This is a genomic window from Nitrospira sp. (assembly GCA_016788885.1).
GTDB lineage: Bacteria > Nitrospirota > Nitrospiria > Nitrospirales > Nitrospiraceae > Nitrospira_A.
Map to the genome: position 1 here is coordinate 120,019 of JAEURX010000010.1, position 18,268 is coordinate 138,286.

Annotated in this window: 21 protein-coding genes; 9 read left to right on the forward strand and 12 right to left on the reverse strand. The window is 57.1% G+C overall.

The features are described 5' to 3' along the window. Positions 1 to 100: 100 nt before the first annotated feature. The 7 genes from JNL86_02670 to JNL86_02700 all read right to left on the reverse strand — a co-directional run bounded on the left by JNL86_02670 (position 101) and on the right by JNL86_02700 (position 4,821). Entirely contained in the window at positions 101 to 1,105 is a 1,005-nt protein-coding gene (locus JNL86_02670) for a catalase family peroxidase (GenBank protein ID MBL8041805.1), read from the reverse strand. 315 nt (positions 1,106 to 1,420) lie between these two features. After that, the gene (locus JNL86_02675) at positions 1,421 to 2,239 is read right to left on the reverse strand and encodes an MBL fold metallo-hydrolase (GenBank protein MBL8041806.1); all 819 of its coding nucleotides are present in this window, start codon (positions 2,237 to 2,239) and stop codon (positions 1,421 to 1,423) included. Between the two features lie 262 nt (positions 2,240 to 2,501). Continuing rightward, positions 2,502 to 2,654: a hypothetical protein gene (locus JNL86_02680; protein ID MBL8041807.1), complete on the reverse strand. Its 153-nt coding sequence runs from the start codon at positions 2,652 to 2,654 to the stop codon at positions 2,502 to 2,504. Positions 2,655 to 2,657: 3 nt separating this feature from the next. Beyond that, complete coding sequence (locus JNL86_02685) at positions 2,658 to 3,368, reverse strand: hypothetical protein (GenBank protein ID MBL8041808.1); 711 nt, start codon at positions 3,366 to 3,368, stop codon at positions 2,658 to 2,660. A gap of 248 nt (positions 3,369 to 3,616) precedes the next feature. Then, the gene (locus JNL86_02690) at positions 3,617 to 3,754 is read right to left on the reverse strand and encodes a hypothetical protein (GenBank protein ID MBL8041809.1); all 138 of its coding nucleotides are present in this window, start codon (positions 3,752 to 3,754) and stop codon (positions 3,617 to 3,619) included. A gap of 41 nt (positions 3,755 to 3,795) precedes the next feature. Then, the gene (locus JNL86_02695; protein ID MBL8041810.1) at positions 3,796 to 4,143 is read right to left on the reverse strand and encodes a hypothetical protein; all 348 of its coding nucleotides are present in this window, start codon (positions 4,141 to 4,143) and stop codon (positions 3,796 to 3,798) included. A 351-nt stretch (positions 4,144 to 4,494) separates the two neighbouring features. Next, on the reverse strand, positions 4,495 to 4,821 hold the full coding sequence (locus JNL86_02700) for a YnfA family protein (GenBank protein MBL8041811.1): 327 nt from the start codon (positions 4,819 to 4,821) through the stop codon (positions 4,495 to 4,497). Between the two features lie 224 nt (positions 4,822 to 5,045). Here JNL86_02700 and JNL86_02705 point away from each other — a divergent pair, with 224 nt between their 5' ends. From JNL86_02705 to JNL86_02715, 3 genes are all read left to right on the forward strand, one after another. Beyond that, positions 5,046 to 5,246 carry a hypothetical protein gene (locus JNL86_02705; GenBank protein MBL8041812.1) on the forward strand — a complete coding sequence of 67 codons (201 nt, stop codon included), beginning with the start codon at positions 5,046 to 5,048 and terminating at the stop codon, positions 5,244 to 5,246. A 573-nt stretch (positions 5,247 to 5,819) separates the two neighbouring features. After that, positions 5,820 to 7,718 (forward strand): radical SAM protein, encoded by a 1,899-nt coding sequence (locus JNL86_02710; protein MBL8041813.1) that lies wholly within the window; start codon positions 5,820 to 5,822, stop codon positions 7,716 to 7,718. A 70-nt stretch (positions 7,719 to 7,788) separates the two neighbouring features. Then, on the forward strand, positions 7,789 to 9,756 hold the full coding sequence (locus JNL86_02715; protein ID MBL8041814.1) for a radical SAM protein: 1,968 nt from the start codon (positions 7,789 to 7,791) through the stop codon (positions 9,754 to 9,756). A gap of 304 nt (positions 9,757 to 10,060) precedes the next feature. Here JNL86_02715 and JNL86_02720 read toward each other — a convergent pair whose 3' ends face one another. After that, positions 10,061 to 10,324, reverse strand: a complete 264-nt coding sequence (locus JNL86_02720; GenBank protein ID MBL8041815.1) for a hypothetical protein — start codon at positions 10,322 to 10,324, stop codon at positions 10,061 to 10,063. Positions 10,325 to 10,406: 82 nt separating this feature from the next. Between JNL86_02720 and JNL86_02725 the strand changes: the two genes are divergently transcribed. The 4 genes from JNL86_02725 (at position 10,407) to JNL86_02740 (ending at position 14,740) form a co-directional block, all read left to right on the forward strand. After that, positions 10,407 to 11,648: a hypothetical protein gene (locus tag JNL86_02725; protein MBL8041816.1), complete on the forward strand. Its 1,242-nt coding sequence runs from the start codon at positions 10,407 to 10,409 to the stop codon at positions 11,646 to 11,648. 561 nt (positions 11,649 to 12,209) lie between these two features. Beyond that, on the forward strand, positions 12,210 to 13,139 hold the full coding sequence (locus JNL86_02730) for a PhzF family phenazine biosynthesis protein (GenBank protein ID MBL8041817.1): 930 nt from the start codon (positions 12,210 to 12,212) through the stop codon (positions 13,137 to 13,139). 84 nt (positions 13,140 to 13,223) lie between these two features. Next, a complete protein-coding gene (locus JNL86_02735) occupies positions 13,224 to 14,255 on the forward strand; it encodes a zinc-binding dehydrogenase (protein MBL8041818.1) in 1,032 nt (343 codons plus the stop codon). A 50-nt stretch (positions 14,256 to 14,305) separates the two neighbouring features. Beyond that, on the forward strand, positions 14,306 to 14,740 hold the full coding sequence (locus tag JNL86_02740) for a CBS domain-containing protein (GenBank protein MBL8041819.1): 435 nt from the start codon (positions 14,306 to 14,308) through the stop codon (positions 14,738 to 14,740). Between the two features lie 372 nt (positions 14,741 to 15,112). On the opposite strand, the gene JNL86_02745 is transcribed toward JNL86_02740, so the two are convergent. The 3 genes from JNL86_02745 to JNL86_02755 all read right to left on the reverse strand — a co-directional run bounded on the left by JNL86_02745 (position 15,113) and on the right by JNL86_02755 (position 16,585). Then, positions 15,113 to 15,625 (reverse strand): MogA/MoaB family molybdenum cofactor biosynthesis protein, encoded by a 513-nt coding sequence (locus tag JNL86_02745; protein ID MBL8041820.1) that lies wholly within the window; start codon positions 15,623 to 15,625, stop codon positions 15,113 to 15,115. Positions 15,626 to 15,766: 141 nt separating this feature from the next. Beyond that, a complete protein-coding gene (locus JNL86_02750; GenBank protein ID MBL8041821.1) occupies positions 15,767 to 16,093 on the reverse strand; it encodes a (2Fe-2S) ferredoxin domain-containing protein in 327 nt (108 codons plus the stop codon). A gap of 48 nt (positions 16,094 to 16,141) precedes the next feature. Beyond that, a complete protein-coding gene (locus tag JNL86_02755; GenBank protein MBL8041822.1) occupies positions 16,142 to 16,585 on the reverse strand; it encodes a gamma-glutamylcyclotransferase in 444 nt (147 codons plus the stop codon). Positions 16,586 to 16,786: 201 nt separating this feature from the next. Here JNL86_02755 and JNL86_02760 point away from each other — a divergent pair, with 201 nt between their 5' ends. After that, positions 16,787 to 17,242, forward strand: coding sequence for a hypothetical protein (locus JNL86_02760; GenBank protein MBL8041823.1), 456 nt, complete (start codon positions 16,787 to 16,789; stop codon positions 17,240 to 17,242). Here the strand turns inward: JNL86_02760 and JNL86_02765 are convergent. After that, positions 17,232 to 17,558, reverse strand: a complete 327-nt coding sequence (locus tag JNL86_02765; GenBank protein MBL8041824.1) for a Rieske 2Fe-2S domain-containing protein — start codon at positions 17,556 to 17,558, stop codon at positions 17,232 to 17,234. The two genes, JNL86_02760 and JNL86_02765, sit on opposite strands and share 11 nt — an antisense overlap. 197 nt (positions 17,559 to 17,755) lie before the next feature. Between JNL86_02765 and JNL86_02770 the strand changes: the two genes are divergently transcribed. Then, the coding region (locus JNL86_02770; GenBank protein MBL8041825.1) for an HNH endonuclease at positions 17,756 to 18,268 on the forward strand (513 nt) is incomplete at its 3' end.

Below are 18,268 nucleotides of genomic sequence, written 5' to 3' on the forward strand. Positions count from 1 at the left end.
AAACCGCGGCAAGAGAACTTGATGCAACATGATCGTCACGGTGGGAGGTTCTGCTGCTCGTCAGTCCACACCACTGTCCTGAGCCAGCTTCTTGTCCCGCTCATTGCGCCTGGGCCCGGCGCGACAGGGACACGACGTAGGATGCCGAACGGGCGGCGATCATCGGATCGGCTGCTTCGATACCGGGCACCAACGCTCCCGGCATGAAGAGCAACTTCTTTTCGGCAGTGTGGCTGTCTGCCACTGCTTTCGTGATGGTGATCGTACCCAGTTCGATCTGTTTTCGACTGTCCGGCCATGCAATGGAGGGATCGTCGATCTTGTCGTCTTTCTCTGCCACTTGTAGGAGCAATGTGAACTTGGCGGGACCACGGCGAACCCGTTCGCGTATCTCTGTGCTCAGATAATCGGGCTCCATCGTGGCCAGCTGCTCCTGGGTGAGATAGTGCTCGCCGGCCACGGGTCGGAGCTGGTAGCGACCGAAAGTGACTGCCCCTTTCGCATTGGTGAACTTGAACGCGTTGATGCCGAAATAGGGCAGCGTGGCATAACTGACCGGCTGTGGCTTCGGGCTCTCCACGAAATTCTTTGCCGTCGGATGAGCTGCGAGAAACTTCTCGATGGCAGTGGGTTTGGGAGCGTCGGGTCCGCTCGCCGCAATTGCGAGGAGAAAGTCCCTGAACTCTTCCGCCGTGGCAACCGGAAATCCATTGAAGGACAAGACCACCAGATCAGTCTTCGACCCGTCGGGCAGTGAAAATTTGACGGCCATGCCGCGCGGCATCTGGTTCGTGTCCGGGACGGTCGGCTGCCCCGAGCCGGCAGAGAACCGCACCGTCACCGGAATCGGCGCCTTCTTCTTTTGCAGGTGAGCCGCCTTGCTCACCGATGCCGCTGAGGCGGCAGGCGTGAACGTGCCTTCCAAAACAATGCCCTTCGGGTGATTCGCGCGCATGCCGGGATGAACACCGAACACGCCGTTGAAGGCATCGACAAGTTGTTCAGCCAGCGATTTCTGACTCGCGGGTGCTTCTTGAGCGATGACAGAAGCGGGGATGGCTAGCACAGCAGCGAGCGTGGCGATGGCGGCGAGTGATCTCCACATAGGCCGGTCCCTCCTCGGAGATTGGTGGGAGAGCGAGAAAAACCCTACTCCTCCATACCGGCTGAGTCAATCGGCCAGTGAGCTTGGATGGAATGGAAGAGGCGGGCATTCAATGCTGCGCGCCGGGAGCTGTATGGGTGAATGTGTGATTGCAAGACCTGGCCATTCCTGCGCTGCTCAGGCCGGGTTGCAGTCATCTGTCGGAGTGTGCTGGGTGGACGGCGGACTGAAACGATTCCTGGCACGGTGTGCGTGTTTCAAAAAACGACTTGCCGTTGTCTATTCATTGGCGGGACAGTTCTTCCCCCGCAGGGATTAGGCGACGTCGGGATAGAAATAGTCGGCTCCGACGGGGAGTTTGCCGAGCCATTGCGTGAAGCGCGAGACCTCTTCCCCACGAAAAATGCATCCGTGCTGAGGAAGAATCGCCGTGATCGGCAGTGGCGCGAGTTGTTTGTTCATCCCGGCGACAGCTCGGTTGCTGGACATATAGCGCTGATGGAATCCCTGCATGGCTTGGGTATGCAGGGTCCAATCATCGATCACGAGCCTGAATGCCTGGTCCTTATACATGGCTGCTCCGACATCTCCAGAAAACAGGAACCCGCTGACCGTATCATGAACAAGAATATTACCGGGGGAGTGAAGAAAGGGCGCGGAGATACAATCGAGTCGGCCGCCTTCTTTCAACGGGATCGAAAGGCCCTCGTCCGGCACTTTGAGAAAATTGAGAGGGTGCGCCTTTCCGCTCAAATCTCTGGATTCGTAATGCAGCATGAACCGAGTCCATAAGCTCGACACGACCAGCTTGATGTCTTCATTCCACTTGGTCCAGCTGGGAAATGAGGCACAGATATCGGGATCTTGGTGGCTGAAGAACAGGTGGGTGATGCTATTCGGGCTGAGGAGGAGACACACTTTTTTGAACACTTGTGGAAACCGGTCGAACCCGCCCGGTTCAAGAATGTAGCCTTCGTTTCCGTCGATGATCAGATAGGTGTTGCACTCAATCTCATCTCCTCCAGTGTGAGTGCCGATCCAGTAGACCTTGTGACCACCGCTGTCGAACAGCAGGATGGCGTCGTCGGGGTTGATCGAATCATTCTTGAGATTGGTCAGCGGAACAGAAACCATGGCAACCTCCATCTGACAGGTCACTGAACAGCCCGGCCTCTGCACCTCTAGGTGAAAGTATAGAGGAACATCCACCGATCACAAACGGAATACGCGAATGGGGAGAGCTCGAAGGAGAAGTCCTGGGTTGAGGATTCTACCGGGTTGTTCTCGTTGCCGTTCTGATTTGGAACAAGAGCCGGACAGGAATGAATATAGCGGTGCTGGTGTGAGGTTCTGCGTAGACCTGGTGGGATGTGTTATTGTAAGACCTGACCCTATTTTACTCTTCATAATGCGGTCGCAAACCGCCGGCGGTGGAGTTGGCCGGATCAGGGACCCCAGCGAGTGCGGGGTTCTCATGCTGCTTGAGAAACTTGATCAGACTTTGCCGATAAGAGAATTCATCCAATGCGTGTACCTGGAGAGCAGCCACGTGTTACCTCCCCTGCTTCTTCATTATTAAACGTGTTTGTTTGAAATAGCAGGCTTCGTCTAATTCGTTTGCGCTCTTGTATTTGCCGACCAAGAATCCCTCTCCACTTGAACTCGTTCCCGACACTCCGCGATCGGTGATAGCCAAATAGGTTACGGACTTGTGGATGAAAGGATGAATCACGATCCATCCGCCTACGCCTTCGCCTGAGAGTGGTTCCCCATGTTTTCCAGTGATCGGAGTACGCACCATGTACGTTGCAAGGGGAGGCGAACCTTCGCCAGGGAAGCTGCCGACACTGTTCTTGATCATGTCATCATAATCGTACGTTCTAAAGACCTTCTCTTCTACATTCAGAAAAACAAGCGAGTCCGTTAGTCGATCCTTAAAGCAGCCACTAAACTTCACTACAGTGTCTGGATGGCCATCGTTATTGAGATCGAAGTACGCTACGCGATCGACACTACAGTGTGTATCAGCAAACTTTTCCCCCAGCACGTCCGATAGAGGCTGCCATTTAATGGCCGCGAACATCTCATGGTCTTCGTAACGAATTTCGCCGTGTTCCTTGAGATCCTCATTGATCAACTTGAGCACCGTAGGACAAAGCGTCTTGTCCTTGCCCATCACCAGCCAGTAGGCCTCTTTCCCCGCACAAGCGACTCCACTCAATGCTGCTGAAAAAGCTACCACCAGAACTAGGCTCCTCATCATCACATATCCTCCTCTTCCCTGAGAGAGCGAGAGGCCAGAGTGAAAGGCCCCTGCACATGGTCGTCTCATCTGATGCGTTGGAACTGCCTATCTCTCCCGCAAACTCTCCGAGATCGACTTCAGCAGCGGACTGAGTAAATATTCGATCACTGGCTGCTGTCAGGTTCTCATGACTCCGCCGCCCACGACCGGCACACGGTAGAGAGGCCTCCCGCAGAAACCCATTCCTCCAACGCACGGGCCTGACCCTACGCGACGAGTTTTTCAAAGTCGCTCCAATCGGCGTATGCCATCTCATCATCCCCGCCGCCACGCAGGACGTCGACCCCATACCCACTCCGCATCACCGTCGAGCGTGTCATCACCGGATTTCCCGAAGAGCCCATCACTCTCCGTCCCACCGGATAACCAGTCATTCTCACTTGGATCAGACGACCTGAACTTGACGGCCGGTCTGCCCAACAAGAGCACTTGAACTACCTGAACCCAGGATCGCAGCCGAGCCGCCAGCCGATATGCATCCATGATCCTTATTTGCCCCCAGCAATACCACCTCAGGAGAGAATGTTCCACGACCAGTCAATTCCTCGATATCAGCCACGTAGGCCATGCCCCTCTTGGCTTCGTGCGATATCGCCAATGCAAATTCCTCGAGAACAACCTGTCCGTCCCTTCCCATCGAACAGGTGCCGAATAAGAATAGGGGCAGGTCTTGCAACCAAACAATTTGGCCTATTCTTAGCTGGCGAAACGGTTTCTTTAGATGTCCCGCCATCTACAGCTAGCATCGAGGCCCCGAAATTCCGAATCGCCGCCCTCTAAAAGCATGCGATAGAGATTGTCTCGATGCAGCTTCGTTCTCTCGACGAGCGAGGCGATTCCCCCCTTCTGTGTCTGCCACATTTCTAACTCCAGCAAGGACAATTCTGGATTGTCGAGCACGCCTAGTTGTAATCGTCTACTGAGAATGACGGCCCGATCTCTATGATCCCTTCTCCTGTTCGGTGTCATAGCGAGGCGGCTTGGCCGGTTCCCTACATGCGCGCATCCAACGAGGGGAGTCTGCGACCGCGTGTTGCGCGAGTACAGGGAAACTCCCATGCCAGTCTCTTCCTCTTTCCCCCTCTCACCTAGGCCAATACATCATCACCGCCACGCCCACCAGGCACACCATCGCGCCGATGACATCGAATCGATCCGGCTCTACGTGATCGACCAGCCATCCCCAGAGGATGGACAAGATGATGAACCAGCCGCCGTAGGCGGCATACACCCGGCCGAAGTGCGAGGGCTGATAGGTCGGCACGATGCCGTAGAGAATTAAGATGACAGCGCCCAGGAGGCCGACGCTCCAGTGACTGCCGTTTCGCCACCATTGCCAAACCAAATATCCGCCGCCGATTTCGAACAGACCCGCCACCACGAACAAGGCTATCGATTGTGGGATGAGCATAGAAGTCTCCGTATGATGCAAGGATGTCCTTTGCCTAACACGACTGGACCTATGTGGCAATGCATGGAGGGGAAGGGGATTTCTGCCCTCAACGTGCTGTCCTCCATAATGGCGGAGGGCATTCTTGCCGGATCGTCTTTCTGCTGTGGTTTGGACGCCGAATCAGTGAATTGCTAGGATTGCCGAACAAACAGGTAAACTGAGACGGCATAGCCGGGGGATGCATGAGTAAGGTCGAAGCGATTGAGCAACAGATCGAGAAGTTGTCGGCGGATGAGCTTGCCACGTTTCGCCGCTGGTATGCCATGTTCGACGCCGAGGTTTGGGATCGCGAGTTTGAGGCCGATGCGAAGGCCAGTCGACTTGATGCTTTAGCAGAAAAAGCTCTCCGCGCTCACTCGTCCGGGAAAGCAAAGCCCCTTTGATTCACCACGCTTCAGCCTCTCTTTTCCGTTAGCGGTCTTTCTCCATATCAAAGGGTGCGGCCAAGGTTGCCTTCAACTGCGCGCATCGGACGTACTGTTTTATCGTGCGCGTGTTCTTTCCCACACCATTCTCATCTGGGGTTGGCCTGGTTGGTCTCCTAACTGTGCGTGTCCAACGAGGGGAGTCTGCGACCGCGCGTTGCGCGAGCATAGGAGACCATCAGGCCGTCTCCTTTCGGGGTCTATTGTTTTTCCATTCCTTCATCACCAGGGAATGGCCGGATCACCCTTCAACTGCGCGCATGGGACGAGCACAGTCTTATCGTGCGCGTTCTGCGAGGTGCGCCGGGCTGCTTTCTCTCTCACCTACTTCCCCCAGCAAGCGGGGCTTGGTTTGCCCAAAACTGCGCGCGTCCAACGAGGGCCTTCTCAGGCCGCGCGTTGCGCGAGCAATTGGGCAATCAAGCCGCGCTTGCATCTCTCTCTTTTCCCCTCGTACAATGACGAACTCAAAGCTAACCCTTTGGCATTCTGATTGTTTCGGAGTGCCGGACCGATACAAGGGCCGTCTTCATGCGGGTTGAGTACACAAAGGGCGAGCGGGCGTCGCGCGAGCTGATCATGCTCCAGCGCCAGTCGTCCGAAGCCGCCGCCGGCCGGAAGATGAAGGTCATGCTCATCTTTCCTCCGGACTGGTTCCCGTCCGAACCCTATCTGAGTCTTCCGTCCCTCACCGCCGTCCTCCGCCAAGCCGGGCATCAGGTCGTTCAAAAAGACATCAATCTCGAAATGTGGGATTGGTACTTCAGCGAAGACTTTCTCAAGAAGGTTTTGCGCAAGGTGCCGCAGCAGCTCGATCGTTTGAGGAAGCTGGCGAAGAAGCGCGAGTTAGAGGACTGGGAGCAGGATCTTCAGCTGCAACTCTGCGAAGTAAGCCGCCAGCGCATCGATGAGCTGATCAAGAAGGCGGAACAGGCCAAGGCGATCATTCGCGGTGAAATATTCTACGAAATCGATCAGTTGGAGTGGGCGATTCAAGTTTTTCGTGAAGTCACGGCGGTGATCTCGCTGGTCTATGCGCCGGCACGGATTTGCATGCCGCCGATGGAGACCAATCTCTCCTATAAGGTGTTCGTCTCCAGTGAAGTGATGGAGGCGGTGAACGACACCCAGGTGAACGTCTACCGCGATGTGTTCGAGCAGCTCGTGAAGCCGGCCATCGAGGCGGAGCAGCCGGATGTGATCGGCATCTCGATCGTGTTGCAGCAGCAGATGTTCTCCTCCATGACCTTCTGCGCGCTCATCAAGCAGCACTTTCCCCACATTCATGTGACGATCGGCGGTAATACGGTCACGCGTCTGCGCGACGTGCTCCCGCAGTCGCCGTTGTTTCAGTACTTCGATAGTGCCGTGGTCTATGAAGGGGAGACGGCGTTCGTGCAACTCGTGTCGGCGGTCGGCGCGAAGCAGAGTCTGGCCGATGTGCCCAACACCATCTATAAAGATGCGACCGGCGTGCATGTGTCCGCGACGAGTTTCGCCGAAGACATGCAGACCCTGCCGCCACCGGACTTCGACGGCCTGCCGCTGGAGAAATATTTCGTCCCCACGAAGATCTTGCCTTATCTGGCGACGCGCGGCTGCTACTGGGGCCGCTGCGAGTTTTGCGACCATGGCGAAGGCTATACGGCGGGCTACCGCTCGAAGAAGATTCAAGACGTGCTGGCGGAGATCACGTACCTGCGCGACAAGTACGGGGCGAGACATTTTCACTTCACCGATGAGTCCTACCCGCCGGCGCTGTTCAGAAAACTCGCACGCGGCCTGATCGACAGCAACATGGGGATCGTCTGGACGACGCACATGCGGTTCGAGAAGAGCCTGCTGGAAGATCAGGTCTGGCAGGACGCGAAGGACAGCGGCTGCAAGTATCTCCACTTCGGCTACGAGTCGGGCAATGAGCGGGTGCTCAGGCTGATGGACAAGGCTACGACCACCGAAATCATGACGAAACACTTGAAGTATACCGCCGAGGCCGGCATCTGGAATCATTGTATGGGCTTCTTCGGGTTCCCCGGCGAGACGCGCGAGGAAGCCTGGTCCTCCGTGCAGTTTCTGGAGCAGAACAAGGATCACGTCCATTCGCTTGGGTTCGGCACGTTCGATCTCGGCCGGCACAATCCGGTGGCGAAGAACCCGGAGAAGTTCGGGGTCACGGCTTACAAAAATCCGGAGTGGGATCTGGCGCTGGATTATTACTTCACGGTGAAGCAGGGCTTGAGCATTGAAGAGGCAGAGCGGGTGTTCGAGGAGTTCGAGCGGAACCACAACCCGGGCTGGGACCTGCGGCTGTTCATCCGCGAATACATTTTTCTCTACATCGCGCGCTTCGGGTTGCAGAAGTTGCCGGATCTTCAGTATCGCGCGGCGAAAATCGCCGGGGCCGTGCCGACGCTGGCGGGGAAGATGTAGCGAAGGCGTGAAACATTGCGCGTGAGACGTTAAAGGTGAAACGTGAAACGGCGTTTCACGAAGGGTATCCATGAGTAGTCACGGTCTTGTTCAAATCGACGGGCTGTCGCCGATCAAGAAAGAAGATCGGAAGCAGTCGAAGGTGATGTTGCTGTTTCCGCCCGAATGGGTGCCGACGGCGCCGTATCTCGCCTTGCCGATGTTGACGGCGGTGTTGCGCGAAGCCGGGCACCAAGTCGTGCAGCGCGACATCAACATCGAGATGTACGACCATTTCTTCAGCATGGAGTTTTTGATCTGGGTGAAGGGTCGCCTGGGCATGCACCTCAAGCCCCTTCAGGACAAGGAAAAGGCCGGGACGCTGACCGAGCAGGAAGCCAGCCAGAAAGCGGTGCTGGAAGACGCCTACGCGGTGGACGTGTTCGATCTCGCGGAGCGGGCCGAAGATGCGAAGCTGGTCGTGCGCGGCGAGCGGTTCTATGAGGCGGAGAGGCTGGAACGCGCGCTCAATACGTTTCGCGAAGCGATGCAGTACATCTCCGCTGCCTACTATCCGGCCTCGCTCGTGTTTTATCCGATGGAAAGTAATCTCGGTTACCGCCCCGGCGTCTCACAGGAGGTGTTTGCCTGTCTCGACGACGAGCGGGTGAACGTCTATCGCGACATCTGCAATCAATTGGTACTGCCCAGCGTGAGCAAGGAAAGGCCGGCGGTGATCGGCATCTCCATCGGCACGCAAATGCAGCTGATGGCCGGTCTCACGTTCTGCAAGATGATCAAGGAAAGTTTTCCGGAGATCCGCGTCGTAGTCGGCGGGAACGTCGTCACGCGGTTGCAGGAAGAATGGGCGCATCACGAGCGGTTCTTTACCGAGGTGTTCGACGCGGCCATTTTGTACGAAGGCGAGCATGCGCTGCTGTGGTATCTGGAGGCCGTGAACGGCCAGCGGGCGATAGAGCAGGTGCCCAACCTCATGTATCGCGACGCGGACGGCGTGAAGCAGAGCAAGGAAGTCTACACGGAGAAAACGACGGCGCTGCCGTTGCCGGACTTCGACGGCCTGCCGCTGGACCGCTATTTCGTCCCCGAGCGGATCATTCCCTACCTCGCCACGCGCGGCTGCTACTGGGGCCGGTGCACCTTCTGCGATCACGGCCAGGGCTATTTCGATCAGTACCGCGGCATGAGCGCCCAACATGTGGTGGAGCAGGTCACGGCGTTGCGGGATAAGTACAACTGCCGCCACTTCCTGTTTTCCGATGAGTCCTATCCGCCTGCGTTGTTCAAGAAGGTGTCGCAGTTGCTCGTGGATCGGAATGTCGGCATTAAGTGGACCACGTTGATCCGCTTCGAGGAAACCTTGCAGGACCAGGCAATTTGGGATCTGGCGGCGAAGGCCGGCTGCTGCACGTTGTACTACGGCATGGAGTCGGCGAACGAACGCGTGCTGAATCTTATGGACAAACATGCGCGGAAGAGCGTGATCCAGAACAATCTGCATCAGGCGGCCAAGGCGGGGATCTGGAACCACGTGATGGCGTTTTACGGGTTTCCCGGGGAGACGCGCGACGAGGCGCTGGAGACGCGGCAGTTCGTCATCGACAATCAGCCGGTGATCCATTCGGTAGAGCTATTTTATTTCGTGGCCTACCGCCATACGCCCATGGTGCGCAATCCGGAGAAGTTCGGCATCACGATTCATAAGCAGGAGGAGTATGACCTGCCGTTGGATTACTACTACACGCTGAATGAGCCGGTGGGGATTTCCTGCCTCGATGCGATGCAGCTCTGTGAGGAGTTTTACAAGAACGATTTTCAGCCCTGGGCGGTGCGGGTGAACAGCCGCGAGCATGTGTTCTTGTACATCTCCAAGTTCGGCACGAATAAGCTGCCGCAGATTTATGCGGCTACAAAGGACGGTGCCGCGACGGAAGGGGTGTCCGGCCTCGTGACCTGGCCGATGGCTGTGGCCGAAGGAACGGGAGAAAAAGACGGCGAGACGTCGCTCTCCAGGGTCGTCTCTCACGGCGTCGAATAGTAGGCTGCTGAAAACGACCTCCCACGTCGTTCTCGGCTCGTTAAAATCCTCAACGTACCCCTGAGGGTACGCCTCCGGTTTTAACTCGCTGCGGCCTAGTGGGACGCCGTTTTGAGCAGCCTGCAAGATGCGGGTTGGGGTGGATGATGAAAACGCCATCTCACGGCGTTCTCGGGCGGCTGTCTCCCTGCGACGTACCGCAAGGGCACGCCTCGGTCGCCACCCTCCCTGCGGCATTGTGACATGACGTTTTGATCATCCGAGGGATTCGGAAGATGTAGTGCGTGAAACGATCTTTCACGTTTTACGTCTCATGCTCATGGCTCCTCGCTTCGTCCCTGACGAGGATCGCACTGAGCAAAGCGTATGAGGCTTCGACTAGCCTGGTCATCTCTTCGGCTTTCGTATAGGCCTGCATGTATTTCTTGGGGTTGTTGGTCAGGTTGGCGAAGCGGCGCGGGGTCCAGGTATGGAGCAGTGCATCGCGTTTCTGCTCGAGTTGTTCGCGGGTAAAGGGCTGTGATAGTGCGAAGAGTGCGAGTGCATCGGTGAGGCGTATTTCGGTCATGTCACGGAGTCTGGCAAGTCGACGATGACCCTGTCAATCTCACACAGATCGTCCGAACGGCGATAGGCAAACCGGTTTACCCATGCCCACCACGCTTCCCATTTTTCAGCCGACTCCGATCTTCAAAGATCGTACCGACTATCGGCAGGTGCTCATCAGGGAAATGGACGCGGGGAAAATTCCCCTGAGTCTTGGCCGGGACTGTCCGGTCAAATGTGAATTCTGTTACGAACTCGACCACTCCTACCGCGAAACGCTCGATCCGCCGAAGACCAGCGATGAGGATTGGAAGTTCATCCTCGAGTACATCAGCCGGAAGCCGACCGACCCCACGCAGTTCTGGTGCCTTGGCGGCAACGAGTTCATGGAATGGACCGACCTCTTCCTCCACCCCAAGGCGATGGAATGGGTCGAGGACTTTCTGAAGTACACCGACAAAAGCATCCAGTTTTTTACCGTCGGATTTGTGCATGTGCCGAAGATTCACCAATTGGTGGCACAGTATCCGGGCCGGATCAACTTCGAACTCTCCGTTATCACGCTCAGTGAGTACCGGCAGCGCTTGATGCCGCATGCGCCGTCCATTAAGCATCTGATGAAGGTGTTGGATGGACCGGCCGTGTCCTCCGCAAACTTCTATGCCTTCGACCAGCATACGATGTCGAAAGACGCGGCGACGATTTCCGCGATCAACCAACAATGTGTGCTCTGGATGGGGACACTCACGCCCGTGCGGGGACTGAAAGAAGAGACGGCTTCATTGATGCGTCAGGGGCGGAAGTTCCTGCCGGAGGAGGCAACGCGGATTTATCACTTAGGATTGCCCAATCTCCAGACCATTCATACGGAGTCCTATACGACGGCGTTCTTGAGCCGCCGCCGCATTGTGAGCCTGTTTGATTCGTTGGAATTGGAGAAGAAGGACACGGTTGTGATGGCGGGGAGTGTCCACAAAATCCTGACCATGTTTCGAAAGAATCGCGCGAAATTTCTCTACGTCCCCAATGCCTTGCTGAGTGGCGATTCCGATTGCACGGTACTCCTGACCTTCGATGATATTGCACGGCGGCTGACGAAGGAAAAAGCCATCCATGTCCCGAAATGCATCATGCAGTCGGGGCGCGGCCCCTATACTGATATCACCGGCGTGAGTCTGGAGCAGTTCACCAAAAAGACTGGTGTGCGTGTGAAGGTGTTGCATAAGATCGATACCCGCTTCGCCAATCAGCAGCTCTACCGGCATGGCTCACTGCAGAATTACGTGGAACAATACCTCAACCATCCGATGAGGCCTGCATACGAGGCCATTCCTCGCCCGGTGTAACAGGCTGCTGAAAACGACCTCCCACGTCGTTCTCGGCTTGCCGAAATCCTCAACGTACCCCTGAGGGTACGCCTCCGGTTTCGGCTTGCCTGCGGCCTCGTGGGAAGCCGTTTTGAGCAGCCTGCCAGCGTCTACCGGAGGCGGTGAAAACGCCATCTTCCAGCGTTCTCGGTCACGTGCCTCCCTGCGACGTACCACAAGGGTACGCCTCAGTCGCCCCGCTCCCTGCGGCCTTGGCAGATGCCGTTTTGACCAGCCGGCGGATGCCAATCAGGTTCAATGCCTACATGACCAGCTCGCCGAAATCCTCAGCGTACCCCTGAGTACGCCTCCGGGTTCGGCTTGCGTGCGGCCTCGTGGGATGCGGTTTTGAGCAGCCTGCCAGCCTCTGAGAGGGAATCAAAAATTGTGACAGTTCGTTACTCATCCTACCCACTGTTCGGCTGTATGCTGAACAGTGCGCATCCAAGATTCTTACCTGCTGCTCCCTGTACATCCATCGCCCCTTGCAAAAAATACTGACTCGGGGCAACATGCCACCAGCATCACGTTGAGGAGGTTATGCCCGGGCAGCGGCGCTTGCAATTCTACCAGGCCGACGTGTTTACCGATGAGCCGTTCGGCGGCAATCCGGTGGCGGTGTTCCCAGATGCCGACGGATTGACGGACGAGGAACTCCAGCGAATCGCCCGGGAGATGAACCTGTCTGAAACGGTTTTTGTCTTTCCGCCGACCGACCCGGCGGCGGTGGTCAAGATGCGCATCTTCACCCCGACGCAGGAAATTCCGTTCGCTGGTCACCCCGTCATCGGCACATTTTTCGTTCTCGGCAGCCTGGGCCGTCTTACGCTTCGCGAGCCGGTCACGCGGGTGTTGCAGGAATGTAATCTCGGCCTGTTTCCCGTCGATATCCATTCGCATGACGGGGTGATCGAACGCGTGGTCATGGCGCAACCGAGCCCGGAGTTTCTGGATGTGATCGATGAGCCGGAAGCGCTGTTTGCCATTGCCCGCTCTCTGGGCATCACCAAATCGGCGATTACCGAAAGCCGCTTTCCCGTCCAGGTGGTTTCGACGGGGCTTCCGGTCATTATCGTGCCGGTGCGGACTCTGACGGCTGTACGGTCGATCGTGCCCGATGTTGCAGCGATCGCCGAGTTGTCCCAACAGTATGGCGCCAACGGCATGATGGTGTTCAGCACGATGACGGTCGAGCAGTCCTCCAGCGTGCATACGCGCATGTTCGCGCCGTTGATCGGCATTGTGGAAGATCCGGCAACCGGGAGCGCGAGCGGCGCCTTGGGCGCCTATCTGGTGCAGCACGGAGTCGTGGATATCAGACCTGAGACCGAGATCACCGCCGAACAGGGATACGAGATTGATCGTCCGTCCCGCATTTTGATTCAGGTGAATTCCGACGATGATGCAATTCAGGGTGTGATGGTCGGGGGGGAATCGATATTGGTGGTGGAGGGGACGCTCAGTTGTTAGCAGGATGATGAACACGCCATCGCACTGCATAAGATATTTGGGCCCGGAGCGCAATGTCGCGAGAAATCGTGTGAGAGGAATCAGATGAACGCGGTTGTGTTTCATGAGCACGGTGGGCCGGGGAAGCTCCAGTATCAGGAGATGCCGATGCCGACCATCGGTCTCGATGAGGTGTTGGTGCGGGTCAAGGCCTGCGCGCTGAATCACCTGGACATTTGGATTCGCCAGGGTAGTCCCGCTTATCCGATGCCGCTCCCGCACATTTCTGGTTCCGACATCGCCGGCGTGGTGCAGCAAATCGGGTCTCACGTGGACGGGGTGGCCGAGGGAGAACGTGTCTACGTGTCTCCTGGGATCGGCTGCGGCCGTTGCGAGCAGTGTGTGGGCGGTCGTGACAACATGTGCCGGTCTTACGGGTTGATCGGAGCGATGTGCCATGGCGGGTATGCGGAATATGTGAAGGTGCCCGCGAGAAATGTGCATCCGATTCCCGGCGCCTTGTCCTTTGAACAGGCGGCGGCATTTCCGCTGGTGTCCGTCACCGCCTGGCATATGCTGTTCGGGTTGGCCGACTTGCGCCCAGGCGAAGAGGTCTTGATCATGGGCGCGGGCAGCGGCGTCGGGCATATGGCGATTCAAATGGCCAAATTCGCCGGCGCCCGCGTGTTCACCACGGTCGGCAGTGATGAGAAAATCGCCAAAGCCAAGGCACTGGGCGCCGATGAAGTCATCAATCACAGCCGCGAGCAGGTTAATCAGCGGGTGCGTGACCTGACACAGCGCCGCGGCGTGGATGTGGTGATCGAGCACATCGGTCCGGAGGTGTGGACGCAGTGCATCGATTCGTTGGCCAAGGGGGGGCGACTGGTCACCTGCGGTGCGACGACGGGGGCGGAGGTCAAGCTCGACTTGCGCTACGTGTATTCGCGACAGCTGACGATCAAGGGCTCGTACATGGGCTCGCAGAGTGAGTTGTTGAAAGCCGCACACCTGGTCGGTGAAGGCAAGTTGCGGCCGGTCATCGATCGGACGTTTCCACTGTCTGAGGCAAAAGCCGCGCAAGAATATCTTTTGAATCGGAAATTTTTTGGTAAGATCGTGCTGACTGTTTCGTAGTCGGCTTTATTATCGGTTCTGATGTCCCAACGGGCAGAAAGGTATGTGGTATGGCAACTGTTTCACAAATCATGAACAAGAAACCTCAAAGCGTCGGTCCGACGACCTCCGTTCGCGGTGCGGCGAAGAAGATGCGCACCCTGCGGGTCAGCTCCCTCCTGATCAAGAAGGGGAAAAATCATGTCGGCATCGTGACCGATACGGATCTGGTGCGGAAGGGATTGGCCACCAATCAAGACGTGGGCAAGCTCACGGTCGAGCAGGTGATGACGTCTCCGCTGTGCACCATCGAGAGTAACCAGGATGTCGATGACGCGCAGGATATGATGGGCGACCTCGGTGTGCGCCACCTCGCGGTGACCAAGGGTGGCTCGATCGTCGGCGTGGTATCGGTGCGCGATCTCTTGATGCATTACAAGCGATACGCGCAATCGAGATTGGCGGATAAGCAGACGTACTCTGAACCCAAGATCAGCCAAGACTAAAGGATGTTGAAAACGGCTTCCAGCAGCGTTCTCGGCTCATCAAAATCCTCAACGTACCCCCCTGAGGGTACGCCTCCGGTTTTGCTTCGCCTGCGGCCTTGCTGGAAAGCCGTTTTGAACATCCTTCCGGACGGATGCTGAAAACGGCCACCAGCTTCGTTCTCGGCTCATCAAAATCCTCAACGTACCGCTGCGGGTACGCCTCAGTCGCTGTTCTTCCTGCGGCCTGGTTGGAGAACCGTTTTGAGCATCCTCGGGCGGACTAGCCGACCGGCGGAAAACCGCTGCCAACAATAAAAATCATCAGCTCACAGCAATCAGTTCCGAGCAAACCTCAAAGCTGAAGACTGATTGTTGAAAGCTGACGAGCTACTACTTGGTGAGTTCTTTGACGAGGTGACCGAGTTCGGGGAGGATAAGTTTTTCCATCGCCAGGCGCACGGCGTTTTCGGAGCCTGGGGTGGAGAAGAGGACGCGGCCTTTAATAATCCCGGCCGTGGCGCGGCTCATGATGGCCGGTGAGCCGATGTCCTGATAGGTCAGAAACCGAAAGACTTCGCCGAATCCATCCAGTCGTTTTTCCAGCATCGCATCCACGGCTTCGAACGTGGAGTCCCGCCGCGAGATTCCCGTTCCGCCGTTGATGATGATGGCCTGCACGGAGTCATTGGCCACACCCTCCGTGATCCGTGCCCTGATCTGAGCCGGCTCATCCTTGACGAGGTGATAGGCCGCGATCGTGTGCCCGTTCTCCTTCAAGAGCTTTTGGATCAACTGACCACTGGTATCGGTCTCGGGCGTGCGGGTGTCGCTGCAGGTGATGACCATGCAGCCGACGGAGCGGGGCGTGTGCTGTTTGTGTTCTTTGTGGCTCGGGGTGCTCATCGCGATCAAATGATGAACAGGCCTTCCAACGTCGTTCTCAGCTCCTCAACGTACCCGTGAGGGTACGCCTCAGGATTTGAGTCGCCTGCGGCCTTGCTGGAAAGGCATGTTGATCATCCTCAAAGAAAAGGAGGATTCGAGCTATTTCCAGATGCTGTCAGGATTCAACTTTTCGGCCGGCTTTCCGCCCTTGATGTGTTCATCGAGGATGGTCGCAACATCCGCTTCCGTGACCTTGGAATACCAGGTGCCTTCGGGATAGACCACGACGGTCGGTCCCTGTTCGCAGGGGCCCAGGCAGGACGAACCGGTGACCAGTACTTCGCCCGGCATGATCCCGCGCTGCATGAGACCCATGTTGAAGGTCATCAGCAATTGTGCAGAACCCTGGCCGCCGCAGGACGGTTTCGGGTGGCCCGGCGGACGGGCGTTGGTGCAGACAAGGATATGATGTTTCGGTTTCGGCATCGTGACCTCGAATGAATGTATGGGGTAATTGATGACCTGGCGAATGCGTCAGGCTGGCTTATAGGCTTTCCACTGTTCGATGCAGTCTTCGGGCAGCTTCCACTGTTTGAGGCCCTTGAGGACCCAATCGATATAATGTTCTTTGGGCTTGAACTTGCCGATGGGGTTCGCGGCATGGGTGGTGACCAGCAACTTTTCGCCTTCTTCCGTGATGACGGTCACCGGTAGGTGGCGGTATGCGCCTTGCGGTACGTCGTTTTCGAATTCGTCGAGGATCTTAAGATCTTCGTCGGTGATTTCGAAGACGGCTCCCCAGACTTTTTCTCCGGGCGACGGCACGACGCTCGCCAGACCGCAGCGCCACTGCGTCGACCAGCGGCAAAACTGCACGCTATGGTCGGGGAGATAGGCCGGGAAGAGAAACTTATGCTCCGGGGCTCGGCGCTTGAGCTGCGACGGGTTCAAATTGTCCGCGTAAAAGAAGAACTTCATTGAACGGTGAGGCTCCCATAGTAGCTTGTGGATTGACCGGTACTTGTACCATAGCGTTGCGCGGCCTTGTCAAGCGCGACGAGACGGCGTCGTGAGCCTGTCTGTCGTCTCGGCGGCTTCCTTCTCTGATTGACAGAGAAATCACACGCCACATATAGTGCTCAATTCATCCATCACTCACCGTGGCGATCGTGACATCGTATGAGTAAAGTGATCCATTACGCAGTGCTGCTGCTTCTGCTGGTCGGAGTGCTGGTGTATTGGTGGATGAAGCCACCCACCATCAATCCGATCACCGATCCGCGCGCGGCCGAAGCGTTGGCCCTGGTGCAGACCCACCGAGCGGCCGGCTATCCCACGATTCTCCAGGCCTTCAATGAACGGGCGCGGATTCAAGAGGCCCGCAACTTGGGGCTCCGCTTGGGGGAGTGGCAGGTGATCAAGCAGGATGAGCAGCGCTATGAAGTCCGGATCTATATGCGGGAGCAGGGCACGACGCAGTGGTTCGAGCGCGACTTCATCTGGCACGTCGACTTGGCGACGAAGCGGGTCAACGCCGCCTCATTACCGGCCGACGGTCTCATGCCGGAAGGGCCAGACAGCACTCGACCCGGTCGATCCCCGAACGGCGCGCCGCCGTTTCCGCCTACAATGTAAGCGGCACCTTCACCTGCACATTCGAACCTTCGACGCGCACCTCGACGCAGGCGACGCGGATCTCGGGATTCTCCCGCCGCTCGCCAGTGAACACGTTCAATCGCCAGCCGTGCCAGGGACATTCAATCCAGTCCCCCTCGAGACAGCCTTCGCCCAACGGTCCTCCTGCGTGGGGGCAGGTATTATCGACGGCTCGAAACGTGCCGTTCACATTGCACAACGCGAGAAAGATGCCGTCGACTTCAACCGTGCGACAGGTTCCCGGCGGAACCTGATCCACTTGGGCCACGGTGACGTAGTCGGTGTTCGAGCTCATGGTGTTCCTTCACAGATCACAGGATGGTCTCGCTTGTCTCAGGATGCGTAACATTATGGTAGCAATCGCCTAAGCGCTTGATTTCATTGGCCGCATATGGCATAGATGAATCAAGTTTCTTGAGGGGAAGGGTCTATCTCGCGCCGCCATTTGCTATTCTCTAAATAGTGCACGCATAGGAGACCGCCGGAGCCACTATGGAAATGACCTTGTTGCTCAACTCCACCTATGAACCGCTGCGTGTCCTGCATTGGCAAAAGGCCATTACCTTGCTCTGGCAGGGGAAGGTCGAAGTCCTCGAAGTCTACGACCGTCAGATCCACGGCATCTCGATCTCGATCAAACTCCCCTCGGTGATGCGGCTCTTGAAGCTGGTCAAGCTCAAGGATAGTCACCGCGCCGTGAAGTTTTCCCGCATCAACATTTTCACCCGGGATGGCTATTGCTGCCAGTATTGCAAACACAAATTCCGCACGGAAGAACTCACCTTCGACCATGTCGTGCCCATCGCGAAAGGCGGGCGCAAGACCTGGGAAAACATCGTGACGGCCTGTTGGCGGTGCAATAACCGGAAGAGCGGGCGGACGCCGGAAGAAGCCAACATGCGCCTGATCAAAAAACCCGTGAAGCCCCGCTGGAGCCCCACGGTTACCATCACCATCGGCATCCGTAACACGCCGGAAAGCTGGCGGGATTATCTGTATTGGAAT

What these genes read in the sequence shown, in the direction of transcription:
- JNL86_02765 (MBL8041824.1), bottom strand. Translation starts at nt 17,558, where the DNA reads ATGAGCTCGAACACCGACTACGTCACCGTGGCCCAAGTGGATCAGGTT.
- JNL86_02745 (MBL8041820.1), bottom strand. Translation starts at nt 15,625, where the DNA reads ATGAGCACCCCGAGCCACAAAGAACACAAACAGCACACGCCCCGCTCC.
- JNL86_02670 (MBL8041805.1), bottom strand. Translation starts at nt 1,105, where the DNA reads ATGTGGAGATCACTCGCCGCCATCGCCACGCTCGCTGCTGTGCTAGCC.
- JNL86_02690 (MBL8041809.1), bottom strand. Translation starts at nt 3,754, where the DNA reads ATGGGCTCTTCGGGAAATCCGGTGATGACACGCTCGACGGTGATGCGG.
- JNL86_02760 (MBL8041823.1), top strand. Translation starts at nt 16,787, where the DNA reads ATGAGTAAAGTGATCCATTACGCAGTGCTGCTGCTTCTGCTGGTCGGA.
- JNL86_02755 (MBL8041822.1), bottom strand. Translation starts at nt 16,585, where the DNA reads ATGAAGTTCTTCTTTTACGCGGACAATTTGAACCCGTCGCAGCTCAAG.
- JNL86_02735 (MBL8041818.1), top strand. Translation starts at nt 13,224, where the DNA reads ATGAACGCGGTTGTGTTTCATGAGCACGGTGGGCCGGGGAAGCTCCAG.
- JNL86_02715 (MBL8041814.1), top strand. Translation starts at nt 7,789, where the DNA reads ATGAGTAGTCACGGTCTTGTTCAAATCGACGGGCTGTCGCCGATCAAG.
- JNL86_02720 (MBL8041815.1), bottom strand. Translation starts at nt 10,324, where the DNA reads ATGACCGAAATACGCCTCACCGATGCACTCGCACTCTTCGCACTATCA.
- JNL86_02740 (MBL8041819.1), top strand. Translation starts at nt 14,306, where the DNA reads ATGGCAACTGTTTCACAAATCATGAACAAGAAACCTCAAAGCGTCGGT.
- JNL86_02685 (MBL8041808.1), bottom strand. Translation starts at nt 3,368, where the DNA reads ATGATGAGGAGCCTAGTTCTGGTGGTAGCTTTTTCAGCAGCATTGAGT.
- JNL86_02725 (MBL8041816.1), top strand. Translation starts at nt 10,407, where the DNA reads ATGCCCACCACGCTTCCCATTTTTCAGCCGACTCCGATCTTCAAAGAT.
- JNL86_02700 (MBL8041811.1), bottom strand. Translation starts at nt 4,821, where the DNA reads ATGCTCATCCCACAATCGATAGCCTTGTTCGTGGTGGCGGGTCTGTTC.
- JNL86_02675 (MBL8041806.1), bottom strand. Translation starts at nt 2,239, where the DNA reads ATGGTTTCTGTTCCGCTGACCAATCTCAAGAATGATTCGATCAACCCC.
- JNL86_02730 (MBL8041817.1), top strand. Translation starts at nt 12,210, where the DNA reads ATGCCCGGGCAGCGGCGCTTGCAATTCTACCAGGCCGACGTGTTTACC.
- JNL86_02705 (MBL8041812.1), top strand. Translation starts at nt 5,046, where the DNA reads ATGAGTAAGGTCGAAGCGATTGAGCAACAGATCGAGAAGTTGTCGGCG.
- JNL86_02750 (MBL8041821.1), bottom strand. Translation starts at nt 16,093, where the DNA reads ATGCCGAAACCGAAACATCATATCCTTGTCTGCACCAACGCCCGTCCG.
- JNL86_02710 (MBL8041813.1), top strand. Translation starts at nt 5,820, where the DNA reads ATGCGGGTTGAGTACACAAAGGGCGAGCGGGCGTCGCGCGAGCTGATC.
- JNL86_02695 (MBL8041810.1), bottom strand. Translation starts at nt 4,143, where the DNA reads ATGGCGGGACATCTAAAGAAACCGTTTCGCCAGCTAAGAATAGGCCAA.